Genomic DNA, 24,144 nt, shown 5'->3' with positions numbered 1-24,144 from the left:
GATAATGAGGGATAAATAAGCAAGGAGGATATACCATTTGAGGTATATCCTCCTTTCATTATATAGGTTTTATCCTCTATTTGTTACCGGACAGCAATATCTTTAATCTATCCTCTGCCAGATGCGTATTCCGTTGCTGTTAGATACGTATTCCTGTTCCGTTAGATGCGGTGAGCGTTGCCGTTAGATACGGTGAGCGTCGCCGTTAGATACGTATCTGTCAGCAGTGCAATACGTATCTAGCGATAGCGGAATACGTATCTAACAGCAACGGGATACGCATTGCGCAACAGCTAGATACGGTTCCCGATAAATTTATATGCTGTTTGCGTAAAATTTCTAACCTGTTCCCCGTAAATTTATATACGGTTAGAAATTTATGGGGAACAGGTTAGAAATAAATTTATATCAAATAAAAATTTTCCGCTAACCGTATATAAATTTGAACATTAACTTTTGAACTGTGAACTTTGACCTTTGGGCTTTGACTTCCACCCTTTGAACGCTGACCTTTGAGCTTTAGTAAGGACAGGCAAGACATATTTCTAATTATTGCTGTCCGGTAAACCTTTTTCAGATATAAAAGTTAAGGGTCGAAATCCTCTCTCGGATTTCAGCCTTTTTGTTACCTTTGTTTCTGCTATAAAACTTCAATAACATGAGCAAAAGTACACATTTTACCGGACAGCAATATTTCCTTAACTTTCTTCCGACAATATAGTCTTTTGATTGTCTATTAATCGTATCACAAGTAGTGGTTATTGCTTTCATTACTTGCTAATATAGTTTGAAGTCTTAATAATAATGTGGGGAATTATGTAAGATACTGCGAATTTATCAGATAGATACGTAGGAATATACAAGATATTTTTATAAATTTGTGCTATAATAACTCACAATATATCATCATGATACACAGATCATATACATTATTTCTCATAGCGACGATACTTCTTTTTACCAGTTGCAGTGTATTCCGCGGGTTCTCTCTTGATGGTTTTTCTGGTCCTGATATCTATGAATACCAGAAATTGGAGCGGGATACCATTCGTAAAGGTAGTAATGTTTTCCACTTTCCGTTGGTAGAATCACATCGTAAAATACGAGGAGATTTTCGTTTAAAATATAAGGATTCTGGGCGTATGAGGCTTGATTCCCTTGTAGAACAATGGTTTGGAAAGGATAATCAATTACTCATTATTCATAATGATAGCGTTGTTTATGACCAATGGACAGAGCCATTTTATCCAGGAAAGAATGCAACTGTCTTCTCCGTGTCCAAGTCTTTAACGGCACTTCTTTGTGGAATAGCTATTGACGAAGGTTACATTAAGAGCGTTGATGACCCTGTGACCGACTATATTCCTGAGCTCGCACAATATAATCCAACCTTTAGAAGTCTGAGAATTATCCACTTATTAAATATGCAGGCAGGTTTCGATTTCAAGGAACATTATGAGCTTACACTTAAAAGTATGTCATCTATCGCCAAAATGGCACAACTGCAATATGGTCATGACTTTACCCGATTGTTCCGTCATGTGAAGTTTAAGTATCAACCGGGGGAGAAATACGAGTATAACAGCCTGACGACAGCTTTGTTATCTTGGATTATTGAGCGTGCTACGGGGAAGAATTATGCACATTACATGAGCGAGAAGGTGTGGAAACCACTAGGTATGGAGCATGATGCATGGGTGACAATAGACAGTAGGAAGCACCATCATGCGCAAGGCTTTGGGGGAATTGCTACGAATGTTTATGATCTGGCAAAGATTGGTAGGCTATATTTGAACCGCGGCAAGTGGGAAGGAAAACAGATTGTTCGTGAGGAATGGATAAACCGGAGTTTGGAGACAACAAGCGAAAATAAGGGATACCATTATTGTTGGTACTATCAGTACTATGACGATAAGACCGACAATTCGTCTTTCTATGCTTTTGGTGTCGGACATCAATTCATTTACATTAATCAGAAGAAGAACGTTATTATAACTCGAATAGGCAATAACTACAATTGGAAATGGTGGGAGATGTCATTTTTTGATGCTTTATGCAATAAATTATTCTGAAGAAACTAAAGGATATACCTGTTTTATGGTACATCCTTTTATACTTGTTATATATACAGAATATTGGTTTGAATAAATTTTAATGGTAAGTCGCTATAAATTAGCACTTCTTTATGCAATGCTCTTTCATGTAATTGTTGAGACGATGGGTAAATTCGTAATTTTTTAGTCCCCATTTAGGTGCGATGAGTAGTTCTGGTGGGCTCTGACTAACGAATCGTTCGAGGATAAGGTCGGCTCTTAATCGACTAATGTATTCGGCTATCAGATGAATATATTCGTCCACGCTGTAAAGATGGAACGGATGTTCCTCATACATTTTGGCTAGCTTCGTACCACGAATAATCTGCATTTGATGGATTTTCAAGGTTGTGAGAGGGAGAGAAGATATGATGGGTGCCTGTCGGAGACTCTCGTTTTCATCCTCACCGGGTAATCCGAGTATGATATGCGCACCTACACGAATACCACGACTAGCTGTGCGTTCTATTGCTTGCTTAGCACAATCGAAGTCATGCCCACGATTGATGAGGCGTAAGGTAGCATCGTTACAGGTCTCAACACCATATTCAACGATAAGGAAGGTGCGCTGATTCAACTCTTCAAAGTAATCGAGCAAGTCGTCATTAATACAATCCGGACGTGTTCCGATGACTAATCCGACAACATCCTCCACTGCTAATGCCTCCTCATAGAGAGTCTTCAAATGCGAATTGGTGCCATAAGTATTCGTGTAAGCCTGAAAGTATGCGAGATATTTCATATCAGGATACTTGCGAGCGAAGAATCTTTTACCATCTTCCAACTGTTCGGTTACGCTCTTTTGCTTATCGCAATAAGTAGGATTGAACGTTTGGTTATTGCAATAGATACAGCCACCTCGCCCTACACGTCCATCCCGATTAGGACATGTGAAGCCAGCATTGATAGAAATCTTCTGAACCTTAAAAGGGAATTGTTCGCGAAGCCAGTTCCCAAAGTCACGATAATATTGTTCCATTCTTGTTGCAAATGTACAGAATATTTTATACTTTTGCGATGTTTAAACTTGATTTTATGAAAAGAATAATCCTTATGTGTGCTACTATCTTGACTGCACTCCAATTGATGGCTGGTGAACCTATATCTATACGTGATATTACAGCTGGTGTTTTTGCTGCAAAGCGTATATCAGGTGTTAACTCTTTAAAGGGAACATCGGAGTATGCTCGCATCTCAGAGGATGGTCGACAGGTTGTGAAATACTCCTTTGTGACGGGAAAGCCGACGGGAGTTATCTTTGATTTGGCTAATGCCAAGGGTGAGAATCTCAAATCATTTGATGATTATCAAGTGTCGACAGATGGAAATAGATTGTTATTGCAAACCAATACACATCGTATTTATCGTCGTTCTTTCACGGCTGATTTCTATCTTTATGACGTGAAGACAAAGCAGTTGAAGCGTCTGTCAAAGGAAGGTGCCGAGCAGATTCCAACCTTTTCTCCTGATGGAACAAAGATTGCCTTTGTTCATAAGAACAATATCTATATTACGGATGGCGATAAAGAGACGCAGGTAACAACCGATGGCGAGTTTAATAAAGTCATTAATGGTTTGCCTGATTGGGTAAATGAAGAGGAATTTGGATTTAATAATGCGTTGGCGTGGGGTGCTGATAGTAAGACTTTGAGTTGGATTCGATATGATGAAAGCAAGGTAAAGACTTATTCTTTGCAGCTATTCCGTGGCTCTCATCCTCAACTTGATGCTTATAGTATTTATCCTGGAGAATACAGTTATAAATATCCGAAGGCAGGAGAAGACAATTCAAAAGTGTCAGTTTGGTCATATTCTTTGGAGGGTGCATCTGTACGTCAAATCAATTTACCTTTAGCAGCTGATGGATATATTCCACGCATAAAGACAACAACCGATCCTAATCGTGTGGTTATCTATACGATGAATCGTCATCAAGATGAATTGAATCTCTATTCGGCGAATCCGCATACGGGACTTTGCTCATTATTGATAAAGGAACATATCTCAAAGTATGTTCAAGAGGCAGCGATGGAAGGTATCTCTATCATGAAAGATTACATCCTTTTCCCTTCTGATCGTGATGGTTTTATGCACTTATACCTTTATAATAAGGACGGAAAACTCTTGCGTCAGATTGATAAGGGCAATTATGATGTGACTGCAATCTATGGTTATGATGAGAAAACAGGCAATACTTATTTCCAAGCGGCGGCTCGAAAACCCATGCAACGTGAGGTGTATGTTGTAAATAAGAGTGGAAAGATGACCTGTTTGTCGGCTCATGAAGGCTGGAATGCAGCTTCGTTCTCTGGCGATTATAAATACTTTTTGAATACATGGAGCGATAGTAATCATCCATTTGTTTATACCATTTATGATAATCGAGGGAAAGAAGTGCGTGAGGTGCTTAATAATAAGGAGCTAGAAGAGAAACTTCTGAAGTATAATAATGCAGGCGTTGAGTTCTTTTCGTTTACTACATCCGAGGGAGTCAAGCTCAATGGATGGATGATAAAGCCGTCTGATTTCGATGCAAATAAGAAGTATCCTGTTATCATGCACCAATATAGCGGACCAGGAAGTCAGCAGGTTGTAGATAATTGGAATGTTGGTTCTATGGGGAATGGTGGTATGTTCGATTACTATTTAGCCCAGAAAGGATATATCGTTGTTACAGTAGACGGTAGAGGAACAGGTGCTCGTGGTGCTGATTTTGAGAAGAGTATTTATATGCGGTTAGGCGATTTAGAGTCAAAAGATCAGGTAGAAACAGCGTTATGGTTAGGTAAGCAAAGTTACGTGGATGCTTCTCGCATAGGAATTTGGGGTTGGAGCTTTGGAGGCTTTAATACCTTAATGAGCATGAGTGAGGGTAGAGGTGTGTTTAAAGCAGGTGTGGCGATAGCTCCTCCAACCGATTGGCGCTTCTATGATACTATTTACACGGAGCGTTATATGCGTACACCACAAGAGAATGCAGCGGGCTACGCTATTAATCCAATCAATCGTGTAAATCAGATGCAAGGTAAGTTACTTATCTGTCATGGTATGGCTGACGATAATGTTCATCCACAAAACACCTTCGAGTATTCTGAAGCTCTCGTGCAGGCTGATAAGGATTTCCGTGAGCTCTTCTATACGAATCGCAACCATTCTATATATGGTGGCAATACCCGCAACCATCTCTTGCGCCAAGTTGCCGATTGGTTTATTGAGAATCTGTAAAATAGCTACATCGGTATCACCTTACTTCTTTTTATCGCATTTAAGTATGTTGAATATAGCTTATAGATAGCCTTGTTAGTTAAGACTAAGTATGCCTGTCTCTGCCATCCTTGTATCTGTGCATTTCATTAGATACGTTGGATCGGATATTATACACGTTTGTATAACTCGTTATACAGACTTGTATAATCAATTATACAAACTTGTATAATTCATTATACGCACCTGTATAATCCCGATACTTTAACTTTTTGAAGGGAGGGGAATATACTTAAAGGAGGAGATGAGAAATAATATCTTATCTTCATATAGGCTTTAAGACAATTAGAGGAATACCTTAGACAAGATTATCGAGTATGCCGAAGAATCTCATCGCGGCACTCTTCCATCAACCACTTCGGTGTACTGGTCGCTCCACAAATACCTACAGTTTGTACACCTTCAAACCACGTCATATCTATTTCGTCAGCGCTCTCCACCTGATGGGAATTTGGATTCACACTTAAGCACTCGTGGAAGAGAACCTTACCATTTGAACTCTTACGACCTGCCACAAAGAGAATCAAATCGTGGCGAGCTGCAAATGACGATATATTTGGCATGCGGTTAGCCACTTGTCGGCAAATAGTATCGAAGCTCTGGAACTTTGCTGTTGGTGAAATATGACTCTGTATATAATCAATTATCTTATGAAACTCGTCCAAACTCTTCGTTGTTTGCGAATAGAGATAGATGTCATGATTAAAGTCTAAGGCTTTCACATCCTCAAACTTTTCAATCACAATAGCGTGACTATGCGTTTGCCCTACCAGACCAAGCACTTCGGCATGCCCGTTCTTACCAAAGATAACAATGGAAGCCTCTCCCCCACTCTTACTACTTGAAGGAGGAGTTGTAACAGTGTCCTCCTTGTCTAAAGATCCATTAATTGATTGATAACCTTTCTCATATTGCGATTTAATACGGCGTTGAAGTGCAAGTACAACGGGACATGTTGCATCAATAATCTCTATGTTATTGCGCTTAGCAAGCTCGTATGTCTCTGGTGGTTCTCCATGTGCTCGAAGTAAGACTTTCACATTATGGAGGTCACGCATCTGCTCATGATTGATAGTCATAAGCCCTTTCCGTGTTAGACGTTCCACCTCCATACTATTATGTACTATATCACCTAAGCAATAGAGCTTGGTGCCCTTTGCCAATTCTTCTTCGGCTTTCTTAATTGCAGTGGTCACACCGAAGCAAAATCCACTGCCGTTATCTATTTCTATTTGAAGCATCTTTCTAAGGAGTTTTCCAACTTATCTACTCTTCAACTTTCACAACTATTACCCCTGTACGACCGCTATACTCTGGTGCATAAGCACACTGAGCAGTACAGGTTCCTGTGCGATATACACCAGCACGATCAATGTAATATTCTGTTTCAATCACGTGTTTACCCTTTGCCATCACGTCGAAATAATAGGAAGTTGTGTAGTCTTTTGGCGCAATGTAATAGCCCCAGTTATATCCACTCAACTGATTAACTGGCTCTAAACAAGCTGCACGCTTGTCAACAACCTGCACGAAATCATAATCACGATCAGCAATAATCGTCAAACGAATACGAACTTTGTCGCCCACTTTCAGATTATTGAGATTCTTTGTCAGAGTGCTATCAACCAATACTTCTCGTTTGATTTTCAAACCAGATGTAGCATCAGTAATCTCAGTAGCAGGCTGGAAGAATTGTGCATAAACAGCTCCCCAACTAATACCCGTACTTGTCTTTTGAATCTTCAATTCCTGTTTGTCAGAAGCCGACTGCGTTCCCATTGGCTCTGTCACCTTAATATATCCAATTCCAGCTGTAGGCTGTAATGTATTCAGAGGATGATCATTCAACATAAGTTTAGCATTCTCACCATTATCCATCATCCATTTACCATCATTCATAAATGCCCATATCGCATCTACAGCATTCAAAGGAGTATCCCAACTCTGCGTTCTCTTCTCTTGTAAGAGCCAGCGTTGCATATTCATTAACGTCTGTTCGTCATTTGGCGTAATGCGTTTCACAGCTTCAATCGCTGCTACTTCTGTTGGTATCTTATAGTCAAACCAACTATATTGCGCACGTTTCGTATCGAAGTAACAACCCTTCTCTTCTGTACAAACCATATACTCCTTAATACTCTGCAAGTACTCTTTTGCTTTCTCCACCTTATTATATTGTTGGAGGATAACAGCTGTGCGAGCCTTACCATAGATTGTTAAGTCGGTAGGTTTCTTAGACAGTCTATCCAAAAGATAGTTAATATCCGGCGTTGTCTTACGCCCTGCCAAAGCATTTGAATATAAATAATCACAGAGGTCATCCATAGGGAAGAGCAACGTCTTATACTTCTTTTCTGTCTTCTTCATATTGGCGACCTCCTCTTCTACTCGCTTATCCAAATAACGGAAAGCAGCATCAACGATTGTTGAAGTTTCCACCTTATCGGTCAGTGTTTGTAAGCGAACAAGGCTCTTGACAACCGAAACAGTCATATATAAACTACCCTTCATTCCTGGACACCAAGAGAATGATCCATCAGGATTCTGTAGCTTCTTCAGACTGGTTAATGTCGTTGACAAGCGACTTTGCAATTGGTTTCCATCAAAGAAACGAACTAACATTTGCTTCTGTTCACGTTCGTTATTAGCATCTCTCAACCATGGAGTTTCTTCCAATGCCAACGTCTTCAAGTCTTGGTTCTTTTCTAATGCTGACATCATAGAGGTTTCTTTTCCAGTTTCTAAACGCCACTGGTTAATCGTCTGTTCTATCTTTGGTGAAGTAGAGATAATCTTCTTTGCCAAACGATTAGCATAGTAAGCTGAAACAAGACTGATGGCGTTCTTCTCGTTTGACTCAGCCACATAAGGCAGTGCCTGAACCATCAACCAATTTGGATTATTCGTATATTCAATGGTCAACCGTTGTGATGTACTATTCTTTGGGAATAGCTTATTAACATCAACAACCTTCTCCCCTGCCCCATTCTGAGTGAATGGTAAGGTGTTGGTAACATACTCCTTATTTTGAAGAACAGGTAGATAATGTTGCTCACCATCAGAGAATCCATCGCCCTCTACCGAGAAGCGAGCAATCAACAAAGACTGATCAGCCGATAACTGATTAGCTTTCTCTGATAATAAAGAAGATAAGTTATAAGTTGCTAAACCATTACTTTGCGCCTTCAAAACGACCTCTTTACAATCTGTAAACAATACCTTTTCAGTTGCAGGATCAATGATTTCAATCTTTGCATTGGCATTGACCTCCTTATCCGACTGATTAAATAATCGTGCAGAAACCATTGCTTCATCACCGATACGCACAAAGCGAGGCATATTCGGTTGAATCATTAAACTCTTCTTTGCAATTACTTCATCTGTCAAATAACCATGATTCATTTCTTCATCATGCGAGATACCAATAAAACGCCACGTTGTCAAACCTTCTGGAAGCGTGAACTTAATACTTACATTACCCTTTCCATCCGTCTGTAACTGTGGATAGAAGAAAGCGGTTTCATTAAGATTTTCACGCATAGAAGGTGTCACTTTCTTGTCTTCCTTCTTCTCGTCTGTCTTTATCTCTTCATCTTTCTTAATGACAGGAGCAGTGTATTTCACAGCTGCCCTATCGGTTCTCATCGATGGCATCTGCTCTGCAACACTAAACACACGACTCTCTACTGAATCAGACATAGGCATTGCCTTCAACTCTACCGCACGTGACATTAGAGCATAATTACGTGATTTCATCTTTCCATAACGGAAGCTAAAAGGAAAGTCCCAAGAGCCTAAGTAACGATTATCGAACTCTGATAAGGATAGTTCAGGCACCTCTCTCTTCTTGATATCAGCATAGGCAGACAAAGTCAAAATATTAACATCAGCACCTTCCCAAAGTACACTTGGCTGACTAAGAGAGAAGTAAGGACTTAACATCCAAGAATGTGCAATGATTGCATCGAGGCTCTTGTCATAGAGAGTAGCCATCAGTTGAGCATCTGCCGCTTTGCCATCTGGACGTTTAATACTTACTATCCATTCCTCTTTCTGACCCGGTGTTAGCTTGTCACGGAAGGTAGACCACTTCGTAATTAATCGTTTATCAGGCAATGGGCGAGCGATACTCTGCATGTGAGAATATAATACACCATCCTTCACCCACGCATAATTCAAGGTAATACCATCGCCATATTCTTCTTTATAAAAGAGCTTTCTTGTCTTAATACTATTACTTTGATCAAATGACCCCGTCTCTATTACCTTATTACCAGCATAGATAGAATAAACCACATGTTGGTTTTTATCACTCGATCCAACCTGTAGATAGACAGGCGAACCATCACGTGGGAAGAAATTATCACTCAAGTAGAACCAATCATGTGTAGTAATTACTGGTTGCTTATCATCCATTGAGAAGAGAACAAAGTCTGTATTAACAGTATCAGTTCCACAGATTGCATGCAAGCGATAAGCACCTGAAGACATTGGCTTCAAAGTAAGATCTTCATTGGCTTTAGCTGTTGCATAATTGTTATAAACATATAGTTTCTCATCCTTCTGTTGTGGAACTATCACATACTTCACCAGCCCTTCAATGGGTTGACCAGCCATATTGAGGTAATCGAACTTGATTGTTTTCAAGCTATCACGCAAGTTCTTATCAGGAATATCACATGCCAACGTGGTCGGATTAGTACCAAGAGGAAGCGAGACAGAGCCTTCTCGGCTCTCACCACCAACATCTGTCACCTTAGCCTCAACCTCGAAGTGATAGAAACGAGGGCGGAAAGAACGATTAGAAACCATTTCTTTCTCTACTTCTTTCGATAGAACGAAAGGTACAGAGACTATGAAATCACCCTTCTCATCTGTCACCACATTACCAATCTTCACATCCTCGTCACTCTCATAGCTATCCCACCACCAGCGCATGGGGCGTCGCTTAACCCAATAAGTTACTTTCGCATTCTGCACAGGAACACCAGCAAAACTCTTGGCATGTCCTTTCAGTTGGATAGTATCACCTATTGTGTACTTCTCCTCGTAGTCATCAAAACTTACTTCAAAGGTAGGACGCTTATATTCCTCTACTTTGAAACGAACTTGTCCACCTCCTTTACTATTTGTGATAATCGTAAAATCACCAGTAAGTCCACTACTTGGTAACTCGAAATCGACTGCTGCTGTACCAAAGCGATCAGTAGTTACAGCCTTACGACTCACCTCTTTTCCATTCGTATCACGCAGTATCATATCAAATGAAACGCCAGCTTCAGCCTTCATCTTAAAGCCTTTTTGCGTCATTAGATATACAATAGCAGAGGCATGAACGGTCTGTCCGGGACGATAAAGAGAACGGTCAGTATAAAGGTTCGCTATTTCACCATTCTTATTAGCTTTATAGTAGTCATAATTACTTTTAAGGTCCATTGCAGGGAAAGCCTGGTCTTTGCTTGTGTAGACATAGACATCTGAACTATAACCAGGATCGGTTATAAACGCCTCTCCTTTACTATCCGTTGTGAGTATCTTTGTCAATGGTTTACTACTCCAATTATCCTTTCTGTACTCTATGCGGATGGTTGCACCAGGCACAGGTTGCCCCTCATTAGCATCAACCACAACATAACGATTGCGCTTATCAGGCTGTTCCTCCGTCATAACAAATAGGTCGCTAACATAATAAAGAGAGTAGTCTCTTGCTAAACGACTATCTGAAGGAACAAATTCTAACAAGTAAACACCCACTGGAAGGGCGGGTAGATTAAAGGAATCTTTCAGTATCTCATAGTCCTTATAACCCTTATATGTACGCTGAATAACCTGCTTAGAGGATGGTATCAATGATGCTTTGATAGCTTTCAAATCATTCTTGTCCTCTACATTATATTGAGTATTACCTTTTAAAGATGTACGAGTAATGTTTATCGTAAGGCTTGGCACATTACGAACTTCCATTTGCACCGTATTATCCTTATCCTTACTTGTTACCCGATTTCGCTCTACTTCAGCCGTAGACATGGGTGCCGTCAATTCCTTACGTTCGTTACGAAGCTGTTCAATAGGTGCCCATGTAGGCCAACGAGAGAGTGCATTATCAATGAAAGCAATAAGCTTTTCTGCTGGTTCTTCATCTTCAATCATACAATTATACTTGCTTATTGCCACCTCACCACATATTGGTAAATCGCCATAAACACGCATCAAAGAGTCGAGCAATTCGCTTTTATTATCTTTCTCATCAACCGCAAGCAAAGCTGTATAGCATGCCGCCTCACGATTGCCATGCTCTACATAGTAACGATTCAGCTTGTCAAAGTCCCTTGCCTGCATACCAATGACATGGAGCAAGTCGCCTCCAAAGATGTTATCATCCATGCCTACCTTCACTAATGGAGTATAGTTAGCAGCTTTTTGACGTGCAAGTAACGACGGATTAGACAACGCCTTCTTAAAGTATTCGGCACTGTTACCATCAGATTTACCCTGTTCTATCCATCCTAAGACACAGTTATATATTGCAGACAACACCTCATCTTTGCGTTCAGCCTCCCGTGCTTTTGCCTTCAACTTATTGAGTTCGACATCCATAGAGTCTGGTGAAATATGTGTCTGAATACTTGAGGCTAACAAGTTAGCAGCCAATAGTTGTCCATAAGCCTTCTCATGTTGAGCCTTCTTCTCTATCTTTCGTAAAGATACAATTGCAGTCTTTGGCAAGTCTTTCCGACCTGCTGCTTCCACCTGCTTCCACAATTCGTCATAGCTTTGTGCGGCTATTTTCATTGGGAATAACAGAAGTATAAGTGGAATAAAAACAAGTAACTTCTTCATAATTATAACTCTTTAGTGATTGCAAAGATAATGATTTTCAGATAGAGAAACGCCCTATCCACCTTATATATTATAATTGTTTAATATCAGAAGTGAGGTGTGCCAAGGTGTAAGTGAAGTGGTCAAAGTGATGAAAACCCATATTCTTTAGTGCTTGCTCACTAACCTGTCGATGTGAATCAGCATTATACTCAGGTATTAAAGGAAGCCGAATAATGACTTTATCAGCATATCCATTCTCGGCTAACCACGTTAGGTTGCGAATAACAGACGCATTTTCTTTCCCCGTATAGGTCTTATAAATATCAGAATTTAAGTCTTTGACATCAACATACCACGTATGGATCAAAGGAGCAACACGCTCAACATCTTTCAGAGGAACATTAAGAGCCGTCTCAATCGTTAGTTTCCAAGCTGGATTCATAATATCCGCAAAAGCCTTGATAAAACTTGATTGTAAGAGAGGTTCGCCTCCGCCAAAGCAGATGCCACCTCCTGTTGCCATAAAATAAAGGTCGTCTATCTCTACTTCTGCATATAACTCTCCAGGTGTCAACACCTGCCACACACCATCAGACTGTAAGCATTGAGGATTCAAACAATACTTACATCGCAACGAACAGCCATGGAAAGCCACCAGTGTTGTTACACCTTCTCCATCTGTTGTCAGCCTATGCCGATTGATAGCTATTAGTGGGGCGGTTACTTCAGATTGCATTTCTCTTTGTGTGATTGCGGTCTATTATATTCAACACGCTGCTTAACATTATCATCAATCTTGATTTTTCCCATCTCAAGATTAGTTCTCCATAATCGAATAAGCAATTCTTTATTAGGACTCTTAACCTCTTTGACCGATAGATGAAAGCCTGCATAATTATCAGAAGTATCTGTTATCAGGAGTGTATCTGTAGGATTCACGCGCACAGCGAAACGCCCATCAGTGAATGTAAGAGACTTCTTGCCAGATCTTGTAAACACCTCTATTGACGAAATTGGCTTATTACTTTCGCCATCAACAACCAGTCCACTAATAACAACAGAATGTTCTTTATCAGTAGAGAAATTCTCTACTTTTGGTAAAGCCTCTCCCTTCTGCGGACTTTCAATAGCCTTTGCAAAAGTACTCTTGGGCGTATTGCTACAGGAGACAAGAGGGATGGTTGCAACACAAAAACCTGCTGCTAATCCAGCAACCTTCATACTCCATCCCCTTCGTTTACGTATTTTCAACTGCTCCTCCAAGTATCTGATCTCTTGTTCACAAGCAGGACAAGTGCCAGAGCAATCGCCCTCGTGGTGACATTCACAAGGTTGATAACGAATGTTATTCGCATCTGCTATCTGCTGACGAATACCTTTCAATGCTTTACAAATATCCTTTCCCTTTGTCATACCGTTACCTCCTTTTTGATAGAACAACTATTATTTATTCTTTTCTACATGTGACGTAGGACTATCTGAATCGCTTATTCGCTCACTACTAGGGGCTGCAATTTCACCAACTATATAACGATTCATTTCTAATTCGACAATCTTCTTCTTTAGTTTTAACAAAGATCTCACCTTTAAAACCTTAGCTTCTACTCCAAAACGAGAGACTCTCAAGGTTCCATTTATTGGTACTTTCACTGCAAAATAGCCGTCTAAACCTGTAGAAGTATGCTTATCTGTTCCAAGCAATCGTACGTCTACAGAGGTCACTGGTTGCTTATTATCAGATGCAATAAGCCGTATTTTAATAACAACAGCATCACGTCTGCCTTGTGACCAATCGATTACTTGTAGGTTACCTTGACTTACCTTGTGTACAACGCTAGCAGGAGTTGTATTACACTTAGAGTCTTGTGCAGAGACTGTCAAAGGCATCATTGTGGCACAAATACTTGCAGCAATACCAATAACCTTCGTGTTTATACCTTTATGACTACGCTCTTTTAGTTGGCTTTCAATATATCTGATCTCTTGTTCACAAGCAGGACAAGTACCAGAGCAATCGCCTTTGTGGTGACATTCACAGGGGTGATAACGAATGTTATTTGCATCTGCTATCTGCTGACGAATACTTCTCAAAGTCTTACAAATATCCTTTCCCTTTTGCATAATGATGGTCTTTAAGTGTCGAAATGTTACTATCCAATATGCAAATATACGAAAAATAATAGAATAGCAAACACTATTATTGATACGAATTAAGTATCATAACATTTGATAAGACATAATAAGTAAGAAAACAAGAGACGCCCTCTTGCGATCAAAGAGACGCCTTCTTTGCCATGAAGAAAGCCTCTTCTCACATCAAGGAAACGCCCTTTTCAAATAGATAAAAGCGGAAAGACTTATCGTCCATCCGCTTTTATCGTTCGATAACTTTAAACTCTGAGAAGTCAGTCTTACGCAATAAGTCTTCGTAAGAGAGCTTGGGATGCTTCTTCATATAGACTTCCACCGCATCTTCATACCGACTATGATAGATGCGTTTCGTCATTATTTGATTCACAATCCATTGAATCTTTCCTATCTGTAAGTCGCGCTCTATCTGTGGACGTGACTCGAAGTTCTCTAACGGATAGACGCTCATCAAATAGAAAGTTAAGCAATCTGGAAGGATGTATTCACGCGACATTTGCTTGCGTTGAGTGGGTGAATAGAACCTTGCATACAATGGGTAATTAGCTCCAAGATACTTATCTAAAGAGACACCAATCGTCCCGTTACCAACAACAATACTCTGATCTAAAGCGGAGATCTGCGCATATACCTTTGGAATCTCTATGTCTGGAAGAACTTGCTTCAGCCTACTAAAAGAAGTGCTAAGCTGTTTATCAATGTCATCCGTATTAGCGTATTCAGATTCAACTGCCGCTATCAACGTTTGAAGAGTTGTGTCTTGATAGAACTTCAAGAACTTAGTATTAATGTCAGGGTCGGTTGTCTCCCCTATTTTAACTACATCCTCTATCAGCGTACGGGTCTCAATTGGATATTCTGTATTCATCTGCTGGAGTGCAGAGAAGTCACCCGTTGTGAGGTAACGATACTCTAACCGGTCATAGCGATCCAACTCTAATAACTGAGACTTATCGTTCTCGTCATCAGAAGAAAGCTTAAACTGGCAGCCAACACAGGTTACCAGAACCAGAAATAATATGTAGTATAGTTGCTTCACAAGCTTTTTTACAATAATTATAGGTGTCTTTGCAAATTTACTAAAAAGTATTTTTTTATGCAAGCGTTTTGCTAAAAAAGTGTAAAACGCCACTTCTTTTGCAAGTTCTAATTGTCTGATAGCATATCAAAGTGCCGACGACCACGTACATAATATTGCCATAAGATAGAGTAATGCTTACGCCCGTCAAGGGTACAATTAGGTAATGGTTTTGAGCAACCATTAATGCAATTAGGTTTAAAATCAGGACGTTTAAACTCATTACGCCACCTTTTGAAAGCTCTTCGTGCAGAGAGGATAGCTTTGAAGTCGCCCCAATTATGATTCAAGATAAGCGTTTGGAAAGCTGCAAGATAGTCTAAAAAGAATCGCATGCACATTACATGATGCAGCTCATTATCAGGTAGATTCTTCCATAACATGGTAAGGTTATTACGGAAATTAAGGAACGTCTTGCGTGGATTCGACTTCGGTAATGTACCGCCACCAACGTGATATACGATGCTTTCAGGGAAGCAATAGATGTGTTTACCCATACGATGTAGCCGCCAGCAAAGGTCGATCTCTTCGTTATGAGCAAAGAACCTGCCATCTAAACCACCAGCTTCCCAATAGTCTTTAGCACGTATCATCATGCAAGCACCAGTTGCCCAAAGAATCTCCTCGGCATTGTCATATTGTCCATTGTCGTCTTCTATACTGTCAAAGATACGTCCGCGACAGAACGGATAACCATAGCGATCAATGAAGCCACCCGATGCACCGGCATATTCAAAAGCGTCACGATTTGCCATAGAAAGTAGTTTGGGTTGGCAAGCTGCTATATCTTCATGGGCATCCATCTCCTCTATTAAAGGCGTTAACCAATGATGCGTAACTTCAACATCACTATTTAGTAATACGTAATATTCACTATCAACTTGCTTAAGAGCTTGATTATACCCTTCTGCGAAACCATAGTTTTGATCTAACTGGATAACCCGAAGATGGGGATAATACTCGGATAACCATGCCACGGAATCATCAGTAGAGGCATTATCTGCAATGATTACATCTGCTTCTCTACATGAATATTCGACTACGGAAGTCAGATATTGCTCCATCATCTTCCGTCCGTTCCAGTTCAATATGACGATTGCTACTTTCATAGAAGTTCTGCTTTTAAAGAGCTTTGATCGTAATTGAAGCCTCCTAAACGTACTCGGATAATCTGGTTATCGTATTCCTCCTTAGCTTGACTTGGGGACAGTTCTACACGGATATAATTGTCTGTAAAGCCATGCATAGCCTTTCCGCGAGCTGCTTTCTCAAAGAGTACGTCTGCTTCTTGACCTATATGTGCCGCATAGAAAGCATGTGTTTTCTCATCTGATAACTTCAATAACTTATGCGCACGATGCTTTTTCTCGCGATTATCTACCACGTATGGAATGGAAAGGGCTGATGTTCCAGGACGCTCTGAATAAGGGAATACATGTAGTTGTGTTACTGGGAGAGAGGCTAAGAAGTTATAACAATCCTCGAAATACTTAGGTCGCTCTCCACGCGAACCAACCATCACATCTACCCCAATAAAGGCATCTGGCATCTTTTCCTTGATAAGGTTTATCTTATGAGCAAACAGCTTTGTGTCATAGCGACGGTGCATTAACTTTAGTACTTCATCTGATCCGCTTTGGAGCGGGATATGGAAGTGTGGCATGAAAGCATGCGATTGTGCGCAATACTCAATGAGGTCATCATCAATCAAGTCGGGCTCTAACGAACTAATACGGAAGCGTTCTATACCTTCCACCTTATCAAGTGCCTTTACGAGATCTAAGAATCTTTCTCCTGTCGTCTCACCAAAATCTCCAATGTTAACACCCGTCAAGACTATTTCTTTTCCTCCCTCTTTTGCTGCTTCCTCAGCCTGCTGAACGAGTGATGCAATAGAAGGGTTACGTGAGAAGCCACGTGCATAAGGAATTGTACAATAGGTACAGAAATAGTTACAACCATCCTGCACTTTCAAGAAATAACGTGTCCGGTTTCCACGAGAACAACTGGCTTGGAAACTCTTTATATCCTTTGTTTTAACTGAATGATATTGCCCCTTACCCTCTTCAGTTGGCTTATCACCAATAGAGTCGATATCTGTTTTGTTCCATGCATCACTAAGATATTGAATCAAATCGGCCTTTTCATTACTACCTAGAACTAGATCGACACCCTCGATCTTAGCAATAGTTTCACTCTCTAACTGGGCATAACAACCTGTAACAATGACAAAGGCTCCAGGATTCTGGCGTACCATTCGATGAATAATCTGACGACATTTATGGTCTGCAACTTCGGTAACTGAACAAGTATTAATCAAACAGATGTCTGCAGACTCACTCTTCTTAGCTTCTCGTACTCCCATATTATATAAGGTACGCGCGAAGGTACTCGTCTCAGAGAAGTTGAGTTTGCAACCCAATGTATAGTATTTGGCTGTCTTGCCTTGGAATGCTGCTGTATCTATCATATAACTTGCAAAGTTACACTAAATCGCACATAAAACCAAAGGTTACCTCCCTTTGTTCCTATTAAGAAGATGTTTAACCTCAGAACTAAGCTCTAAAACAACAAGAAAAAAGCTCTAATCTTACATTGTGTAGGCACACACCAAAGCCTTTAACATTAATTTAATGTTTATACCCAACTGATTATCAGTAACTTAGAAAATAGTTACAAATAAGATTAAAAAAAGTCTTTAAAAAATTATTGCCATATCAAAAAAATACTTACCTTTGCATCGTTTTAAGAAACAAATGATTGTTTTACAGATTTAAAAAGCAAAGAAAATGAAGAAATTAGTTTTAATGTTCGTAGCTATTGCAGCTATCTCTTTAGCATCTTGTCACAACAACTCTAAGCCAGCAGCTAACGTTGATACAACTGCTCAGGATTCAGCTGTTGATTCATTGAACCAAGATAGCGCAAAAACTGACTCTGCTCAGGCTGATTCTGCAAAGGCTGATTCAACTGTTAAGAAGTAATCAGAAAGCGAACTGAAAAAGAGAGAAATTGACCGTGGAGCTAAGCTCTACGGTTTTTTTAGTACCCTTACTTAAAGACAAATTACCATAAAATACTATATTTTTGTTTTAAGTTTCCTGTCATTCCTATCATTCATTAAATATTCACAACTATCTAATAACTAGCCAATTGCTAGAAATATTAAATGTGACAGCAAACGAAATAAAAACTAAATTAGGGGGTTATTACTTATTTCTAGGATTAGTTACACAGAATTAGAATTGTATTTTCAATCCATCATAAGCAAAGAAGAAGTCATCAGGAAGACGCTGTTGTGCATTAGTATATAAACCTATTTGGTGAGTCAAGTGAGTTAGATAAGTTTTCTTAGCTCCAATCTTCTTACTAAATTCAATAGCTTCTGATATCAATTGATGGGAATGATGCTCACGTTCCCATCGTAAACCATTGACAACTAAGGTCTCAACACCTTCTAAATAGGGACATTCTGATTCTTCAATTGTTTTCATATCAGTGATATATGCCAACTTACCTATTCGATAGGCAAAGATAGGCAACTTTCCATGCATAACATTAATCGGTACTACTTCAAAGTCCCCTATCCGAAAATGAGAATGAGGCTGTATAGCATGAAGCTCCAACTTTGGCACACCTGGATAGAGATGTTCCGCAAAGCAATAAGGGAAATTATGCCGTAGACCAGCACACGTGTCCTCATTGGCATAAACATCAATATCTCCTAACTGGCAATAAGGACGGACATCATCAATACCACCAACATGGTCATAATGAATATGCGTTATCAGTAAGCCATCGATCTTACGGAAAGGTTGTGGTAGCATTTGTTGACGGAAATCAGGACCACTATCAATGATAATGCGAGTATTCTCTGTCTCTAACAAAGCAGAAGTACGTAAGCGTTTATCTCGTGAATCAGTACTTCTACAAACCTCACAATTACAACCAAGAACAGGTACTCCATTTGAAGTACCTGTACCTAAGAAAGTTAAATATCTTATAGGTTCTGACATATTCATCTCACATTTACTTCGGGATGAATCTCAATACCAAACTTCTCTCTCACATCATGCTGGATAGTCTCACAAAGGAGTACAACATCAGAACCTGTAGCACCACCAAGATTTACCAATACTAATGCTTGCTTCTCATAAACGCCAGCATGACCTAGAGCTTTACCCCTCCAACCACATTGATCAATCATCCATCCTGCAGGAATCTTTTCATGGTCATCATCAATAGTATAATGTGGCATTCCCTCATATTGTGCTGCCAATTCTAAATACTTATCCTTTGAGACAATCGGGTTCATAAAGAAACTACCAGCATTACCTATTTGTTTAGGGTCAGGGAGCTTTGCATTACGAATATCAGTAATTACTTGTCTGAGTTCTGCAGCTGTTGGGTTATCTATTCCACGCTCAGCTAACGCAGCTCGTATATTGCCATAATCAAGTCTTGGCTCATAAGTCTTAGAAAGTTTATAAGTAACTGATGTAATCAGGAACTTATCTCGCCACTCATGCTTAAACTTACTCTGACGATAGCTATATTCACAATCAGCATTAGAGAAGTGACACACCTTTCCCGTCGCTATCTCTACAGCCTCGACTTCTTCTATCAAATCTTTTGCTTCTGCACCATACGCTCCAATATTCTGAACAGCACTAGCACCGCATTCTCCTGGAATAATAGAAAGATTCTCTGCGCCATAAAGATTATGACGAACACAATAGTCTACAAAATTATCCCATACATATCCAGAGCCACAACGCACACGTCCGTTCCCCAATTCTTCTATAAACGAGATACCTGAATGAAGTACTGTCCCTGCATAATCGCCCGTTAATAGAAGATTACTACCACCACCAAGTATTAATAGAGGATAATCATCATCCTCCAAAGAACGCACAACATCTTGTGCCTCCTCTACAGAGTCATATTCTACAAAGCGTCGACATTTAGCATCAATGCCAAAAGTGTTATGCTTAAGTAGACTATAGTTAAACTCTATTTTCATTTTAACTTATATCGTTTTTGCGTTTTCCTTTGTTTCTGTTTATAACAAGGATTTATTCTTCTTGATATCTGATGACCCTTGCCGGACTGCCGACAGCAACAGCATTAGCAGGAATGTCTTTTGTTACAACTGCTCCTGCGCCTATTACAGCATTACGACCTATCGTTACACCGGGCAGGATAATTGCTCCTCCACCAATCCACACGCCGTCTTCTATCTTGACAGGTTGGGCATAGATATTCCATCCTCCACCAGGAATCATTCGTTCTTTGGCAGTGACGGGATGCGCTGCTGTATAGATTTTCACGTTTGAAGCGATTAGAACATGATTGCCTATGTCAATACGGTTATTGTCCACAAACGTACAGTTCATATTGATAACAACCCAGTTACCCATGTGGATATTGACACCATACTCACAATGAAAATCCACATCAATATGAATCGGCTCACCGACAGAGCCAAACAACTGCTCAAAAATTCTGCGTTTGCTTTCGTGGTCAGCGTAGTCGCAATCGTTCAACTTGCGCAATAAGCGTTTTGTACGTAATATTATCTGCTGCAGTTCTGGGTCGACAGCATTAAAGAACTCACCATCCAAGGCTTTCTGACGTTCACTTTTCATAAGCAAAAGGGTTTAAATAGTTGGGTATATGCTTCCACTACCAATGATAGGTAGAGAGCTCTCCTGTTAGTAAGCGACTATCTTCTCCAGCCGCCACTTCTGACCATGACGTTTGAAGATGAGCTGTGTTTCTACTCCATTAGAGAGCCCTCGGAAGGTAAGAATCTTGCGATTCGTTTCCGTATACTTCTGACCATAGAGGATATTGTAAATCATCTCATTAGGAATCTCTGGTAAGAAGGTAGACCACTCTTCTGCTGGTATCGTACGATTAACCGTTGTAGTCTCTTCGCCATCAGGATCTGGTCCTGAGTAAGCTAATGGATTCTTTATAGCACCTGCGCCTCGTGTAGCGAAGAAGTTAGACAGGAACTTAAAGAAAGAGGCATTATAGCTATCCTTGAACGATATGTTACGAATCTCATTCAATCTCCATTTACCTTCTTGATGATCAAACCAATATTGTTCGATAGTACCCTTCTTCAAGTGAATCTTCTCAACGATAACACTATCCAAATCAGTTGACTTCGGATACTTCATCTGCTCTTCGTTATCAAATACCAATGTATAATAACCTTGAGGACGGAAGAAGTGATCAGTCTTCCATTGACCTTTCTGTAATTCAACCTTCTTACTTCCTGTTATAATTGGCAATGGGAAATTAATACGACTACGTTGCAACTTCTTATTGGCAATGAAATTGAAGAAGAAATCATCAAATAGTTGGTCAGCTGCTTTAGGCATTGGCGTTGAAGCTATCACCTCTGTCGCTGAATCAACATCGTCGATCGTGTCACTATCTACCTCCGTAGATTCAGTGTTTGTGCTATCAGCCGATTCTACCTTTTTATTAGAACAACCTGTGCCTACAGTAAGCATTGCCACGCAGACAACTACAGCAAGTAAAAATACCTTTCTCATATTCTCTTTTATTCGTCTCAAATTTCTTGCAAAAGTACGATATTAATTTCTAATAAGACAGGAAAAACCTAAATTTATAATTAGGTAATTTCTCCGTTCCGATTATAAATCGTACCTTTGCAGGAAAATAATCAAGCAGTATGTTATTAGACAAGATACAAGAACTTCTTAATGAAGTGAGCACACTCACGGCTAAAAGTGCAGACGACGTAGAGCAGTTACGCCTGAAATACCTTAGTAAGAAAGGTGAAATCAATGCGTTGATGGGCGAGTTCCGCAATGTAGCAGCTGACCAGAAGAAAGCGGTTGGTATGAAAATCAACGAACTCAAGCAACTCACACAGAACAAGATTAACGACCTCAAAGAGCAACTTGAGACAAGTGAGGCACAGAGCGACGACATTGATTTAACACGTACCGCCTACCCTATCAGCCTAGGCACACGCCATCCGTTGACACTTGTAAAGAATGAAATCATTGATATCTTTGCTCGAATGGGCTTCACGCTCTATCAAGGACCAGAGATAGATGACGACCAGCACGTCTTTACTATGCTTAACTTTGCTGCTGATCACCCTGCACGTGACATGCAAGATACTTTCTTCGTTGAGCGTAGCAATACAATGGATGTTACGAAGAACGTACTTCTCCGTAGCCATACATCCAACGACGAGGCACATTACATGTCTACACATGAACCTCCAATCCGTGTGCTTTGCCCGGGTCGTGTATATCGTAATGAGGCTATCTCTGCACGTGCACACTGTTTCTTTCATCAGGTAGAGGGTCTTTACGTTGATAAGAACGTTAGCTTTACCGACCTAAAGCAGGTGCTTCTCACCTTTGCTCGTGAGATGTTTGGTGCAGATACTAAGATTCGTCTTCGTCCAAGTTACTTCCCATTCACTGAGCCAAGCGCAGAGATGGATATCAGCTGTAACATCTGTGGTGGTGAGGGCTGTGGCTTCTGTAAGCACACCGGATGGGTAGAGATTCTTGGTTGTGGCATGGTTGATCCACACGACCTCGAGGCTTGTGGCATTGATTCTAATGTCTATACAGGTTATGCCTTCGGTATGGGCGTTGAGCGTATCGCTAACCTTAAGTACCGTGTTAGCGACCTCCGCCTCTTCTCGGAAAACGATACTCGCTTCCTAAGAGAGTTCGAAGGCGCATAAGCTGCAACCTATCAGAATATGATAAAACGGATATAAAGAGGATGTGTCAGCACATCCTCTTTTTTTATTTCAGCCTATTTGCCATCATGTTCCCCCAAGACATATAGCTTATTTCTCCCTTTCCCGATGTTCTTAATCTTTCCCTCTTCCTCCAATCGTGCCGCAATACGATAAGCATTTGCCGGCGAAAGATTAAGGCTAAGGCGCAAATCGTCGACAGAGAAGAAAGGTCTATCAGTCCCCAACCTTGCGATAGCTTTATCAATCTCCTTATAGGTTGGGATAGAGGAAACGCCATCCCGATAAGTAACATTCTCAAACTCGGCATGAATGAACGTCTCCATCATTTCCGTATCAGGGCGAAACTTAACCGTCCGAACCTCTGGCTTCTGCAAACGAAAATGTCCAGAACGCGGATCTTGATGCAGCTCCCCCTTCACAGCAAGACTGAAGTAACCTAATCCCGGCAAATGAACGACATTTCCCGACATCAGTTGAGAGGAAATTTCATCCCTCAATGCAGCAATAGCGGCAATGACATCGGCATGCGTAAGTGACGTTGCCCCTTGAATACTCCGACCTATGCGGTCAATTCCTACAACTTGATTCTCAATGGTAACTGCCCTATATTCTGAACGAGTAGAGAAGTGCCCATGATACTTTAATAGCTTGTACTTTACACTCATATACGGTTTCCGTTTTAAATTTATACTGTTCGCGTTATATTTCTGTACGTATTACGTCTTTGCGCAATGCGTATATTTTTGTATTATCTAAGCGTGATAATTAATTATCAGACTTAGATAAAGTATTATCACACTTAGATAATTAATTATCACGCTTAGATAATACAATTTGATGCGTACAAAAGTAATACAAAGTCCGTAGAAAAACAAAAGAAAAGCAAGGAAAATGAAATGCAATACGTATACATTTCGTTTTCTCTGCTTATCCTATAAGATGGGCTATGTGTGTTTTTCGCTTTTGTAAGG

18 protein-coding genes are annotated in these 24,144 nt (G+C 40.2%); 4 read left to right on the top strand and 14 right to left on the bottom strand.

Annotation, left to right across the window (positions count from 1 at the left end; genetic code table 11):
* Positions 1-908: 908 nt before the first annotated feature.
* Positions 909-2,072 (top strand): serine hydrolase domain-containing protein, encoded by a 1,164-nt coding sequence (locus D464_RS0100440; protein ID WP_018909658.1) that lies wholly within the window; start codon positions 909-911, stop codon positions 2,070-2,072.
* Positions 2,073-2,172: 100 nt separating this feature from the next.
* Here the strand turns inward: D464_RS0100440 and D464_RS0100435 are convergent, their stop codons facing one another.
* Entirely contained in the window at positions 2,173-3,072 is a 900-nt protein-coding gene (locus tag D464_RS0100435; RefSeq protein ID WP_018909657.1) for a TIGR01212 family radical SAM protein, read from the bottom strand.
* A 56-nt stretch (positions 3,073-3,128) separates the two neighbouring features.
* Here D464_RS0100435 and D464_RS0100430 point away from each other — a divergent pair, with 56 nt between their 5' ends.
* The gene (locus D464_RS0100430) at positions 3,129-5,318 is read left to right on the top strand and encodes a S9 family peptidase (protein ID WP_026284592.1); all 2,190 of its coding nucleotides are present in this window, start codon (positions 3,129-3,131) and stop codon (positions 5,316-5,318) included.
* Between the two features lie 347 nt (positions 5,319-5,665).
* Here the strand turns inward: D464_RS0100430 and D464_RS0100425 are convergent, their stop codons facing one another.
* The 8 genes from D464_RS0100425 to mtaB all read right to left on the bottom strand — a co-directional run bounded on the left by D464_RS0100425 (position 5,666) and on the right by mtaB (position 17,875).
* Positions 5,666-6,598, bottom strand: coding sequence for a 4-hydroxy-3-methylbut-2-enyl diphosphate reductase (locus D464_RS0100425; RefSeq protein ID WP_018909655.1), 933 nt, complete (start codon positions 6,596-6,598; stop codon positions 5,666-5,668).
* A 25-nt stretch (positions 6,599-6,623) separates the two neighbouring features.
* Entirely contained in the window at positions 6,624-12,197 is a 5,574-nt protein-coding gene (locus D464_RS0100420) for an alpha-2-macroglobulin family protein (RefSeq protein ID WP_018909654.1), read from the bottom strand.
* A 70-nt stretch (positions 12,198-12,267) separates the two neighbouring features.
* Positions 12,268-12,915: a radical SAM protein gene (locus D464_RS0100415; protein WP_018909653.1), complete on the bottom strand. Its 648-nt coding sequence runs from the start codon at positions 12,913-12,915 to the stop codon at positions 12,268-12,270.
* Positions 12,900-13,592: a membrane receptor RagA gene (locus D464_RS12360; protein ID WP_036908371.1), complete on the bottom strand. Its 693-nt coding sequence runs from the start codon at positions 13,590-13,592 to the stop codon at positions 12,900-12,902. The genes D464_RS0100415 and D464_RS12360 overlap by 16 nt, the downstream gene beginning before the upstream one ends.
* Positions 13,593-13,622: 30 nt before the next feature.
* Complete coding sequence (locus D464_RS0100405; protein WP_018909652.1) at positions 13,623-14,300, bottom strand: peptidase associated/transthyretin-like domain-containing protein; 678 nt, start codon at positions 14,298-14,300, stop codon at positions 13,623-13,625.
* 253 nt (positions 14,301-14,553) lie between these two features.
* Positions 14,554-15,366 (bottom strand): gliding motility protein GldB-related protein, encoded by an 813-nt coding sequence (locus D464_RS0100400; protein ID WP_018909651.1) that lies wholly within the window; start codon positions 15,364-15,366, stop codon positions 14,554-14,556.
* Between the two features lie 107 nt (positions 15,367-15,473).
* The gene (locus D464_RS0100395; RefSeq protein WP_018909650.1) at positions 15,474-16,514 is read right to left on the bottom strand and encodes a glycosyltransferase family 2 protein; all 1,041 of its coding nucleotides are present in this window, start codon (positions 16,512-16,514) and stop codon (positions 15,474-15,476) included.
* Complete coding sequence (gene mtaB, locus D464_RS0100390) at positions 16,511-17,875, bottom strand: tRNA (N(6)-L-threonylcarbamoyladenosine(37)-C(2))-methylthiotransferase MtaB (RefSeq protein WP_018909649.1); 1,365 nt, start codon at positions 17,873-17,875, stop codon at positions 16,511-16,513. Before mtaB ends, D464_RS0100395 begins: the two co-directional genes overlap by 4 nt.
* Before the next feature lie 319 nt (positions 17,876-18,194).
* Between mtaB and D464_RS0100385 the strand changes: the two genes are divergently transcribed.
* On the top strand, positions 18,195-18,389 hold the full coding sequence (locus tag D464_RS0100385) for a hypothetical protein (RefSeq protein WP_018909648.1): 195 nt from the start codon (positions 18,195-18,197) through the stop codon (positions 18,387-18,389).
* 255 nt (positions 18,390-18,644) lie between these two features.
* On the opposite strand, the gene D464_RS0100380 is transcribed toward D464_RS0100385, so the two are convergent.
* The 4 genes from D464_RS0100380 to D464_RS0100365 form a co-directional block, all read right to left on the bottom strand.
* On the bottom strand, positions 18,645-19,427 hold the full coding sequence (locus tag D464_RS0100380) for an MBL fold metallo-hydrolase (RefSeq protein ID WP_018909647.1): 783 nt from the start codon (positions 19,425-19,427) through the stop codon (positions 18,645-18,647).
* Positions 19,424-20,428: a UDP-N-acetylmuramate dehydrogenase gene (murB, locus tag D464_RS0100375; protein ID WP_018909646.1), complete on the bottom strand. Its 1,005-nt coding sequence runs from the start codon at positions 20,426-20,428 to the stop codon at positions 19,424-19,426. The genes D464_RS0100380 and murB overlap by 4 nt, the downstream gene beginning before the upstream one ends.
* Positions 20,429-20,480: 52 nt before the next feature.
* Positions 20,481-21,053 carry a sugar O-acetyltransferase gene (locus D464_RS0100370; RefSeq protein ID WP_018909645.1) on the bottom strand — a complete coding sequence of 191 codons (573 nt, stop codon included), beginning with the start codon at positions 21,051-21,053 and terminating at the stop codon, positions 20,481-20,483.
* A gap of 66 nt (positions 21,054-21,119) precedes the next feature.
* The gene (locus D464_RS0100365) at positions 21,120-21,974 is read right to left on the bottom strand and encodes a DUF4348 domain-containing protein (RefSeq protein WP_018909644.1); all 855 of its coding nucleotides are present in this window, start codon (positions 21,972-21,974) and stop codon (positions 21,120-21,122) included.
* Positions 21,975-22,114: 140 nt separating this feature from the next.
* Here D464_RS0100365 and pheS point away from each other — a divergent pair, with 140 nt between their 5' ends.
* On the top strand, positions 22,115-23,152 hold the full coding sequence (pheS, locus tag D464_RS0100360; protein ID WP_018909643.1) for a phenylalanine--tRNA ligase subunit alpha: 1,038 nt from the start codon (positions 22,115-22,117) through the stop codon (positions 23,150-23,152).
* Positions 23,153-23,226: 74 nt separating this feature from the next.
* Here pheS and D464_RS0100355 read toward each other — a convergent pair whose 3' ends face one another.
* Positions 23,227-23,838 (bottom strand): HU family DNA-binding protein, encoded by a 612-nt coding sequence (locus D464_RS0100355; RefSeq protein WP_018909642.1) that lies wholly within the window; start codon positions 23,836-23,838, stop codon positions 23,227-23,229.
* Between the last annotated feature and the right edge of the window lie 306 nt (positions 23,839-24,144).

It is taken from the genome of Prevotella veroralis DSM 19559 = JCM 6290 (assembly GCF_000377625.1).
Lineage (GTDB): Bacteria > Bacteroidota > Bacteroidia > Bacteroidales > Bacteroidaceae > Prevotella > Prevotella veroralis.
This window is presented reverse-complemented; position numbering and strand designations above follow the sequence as displayed.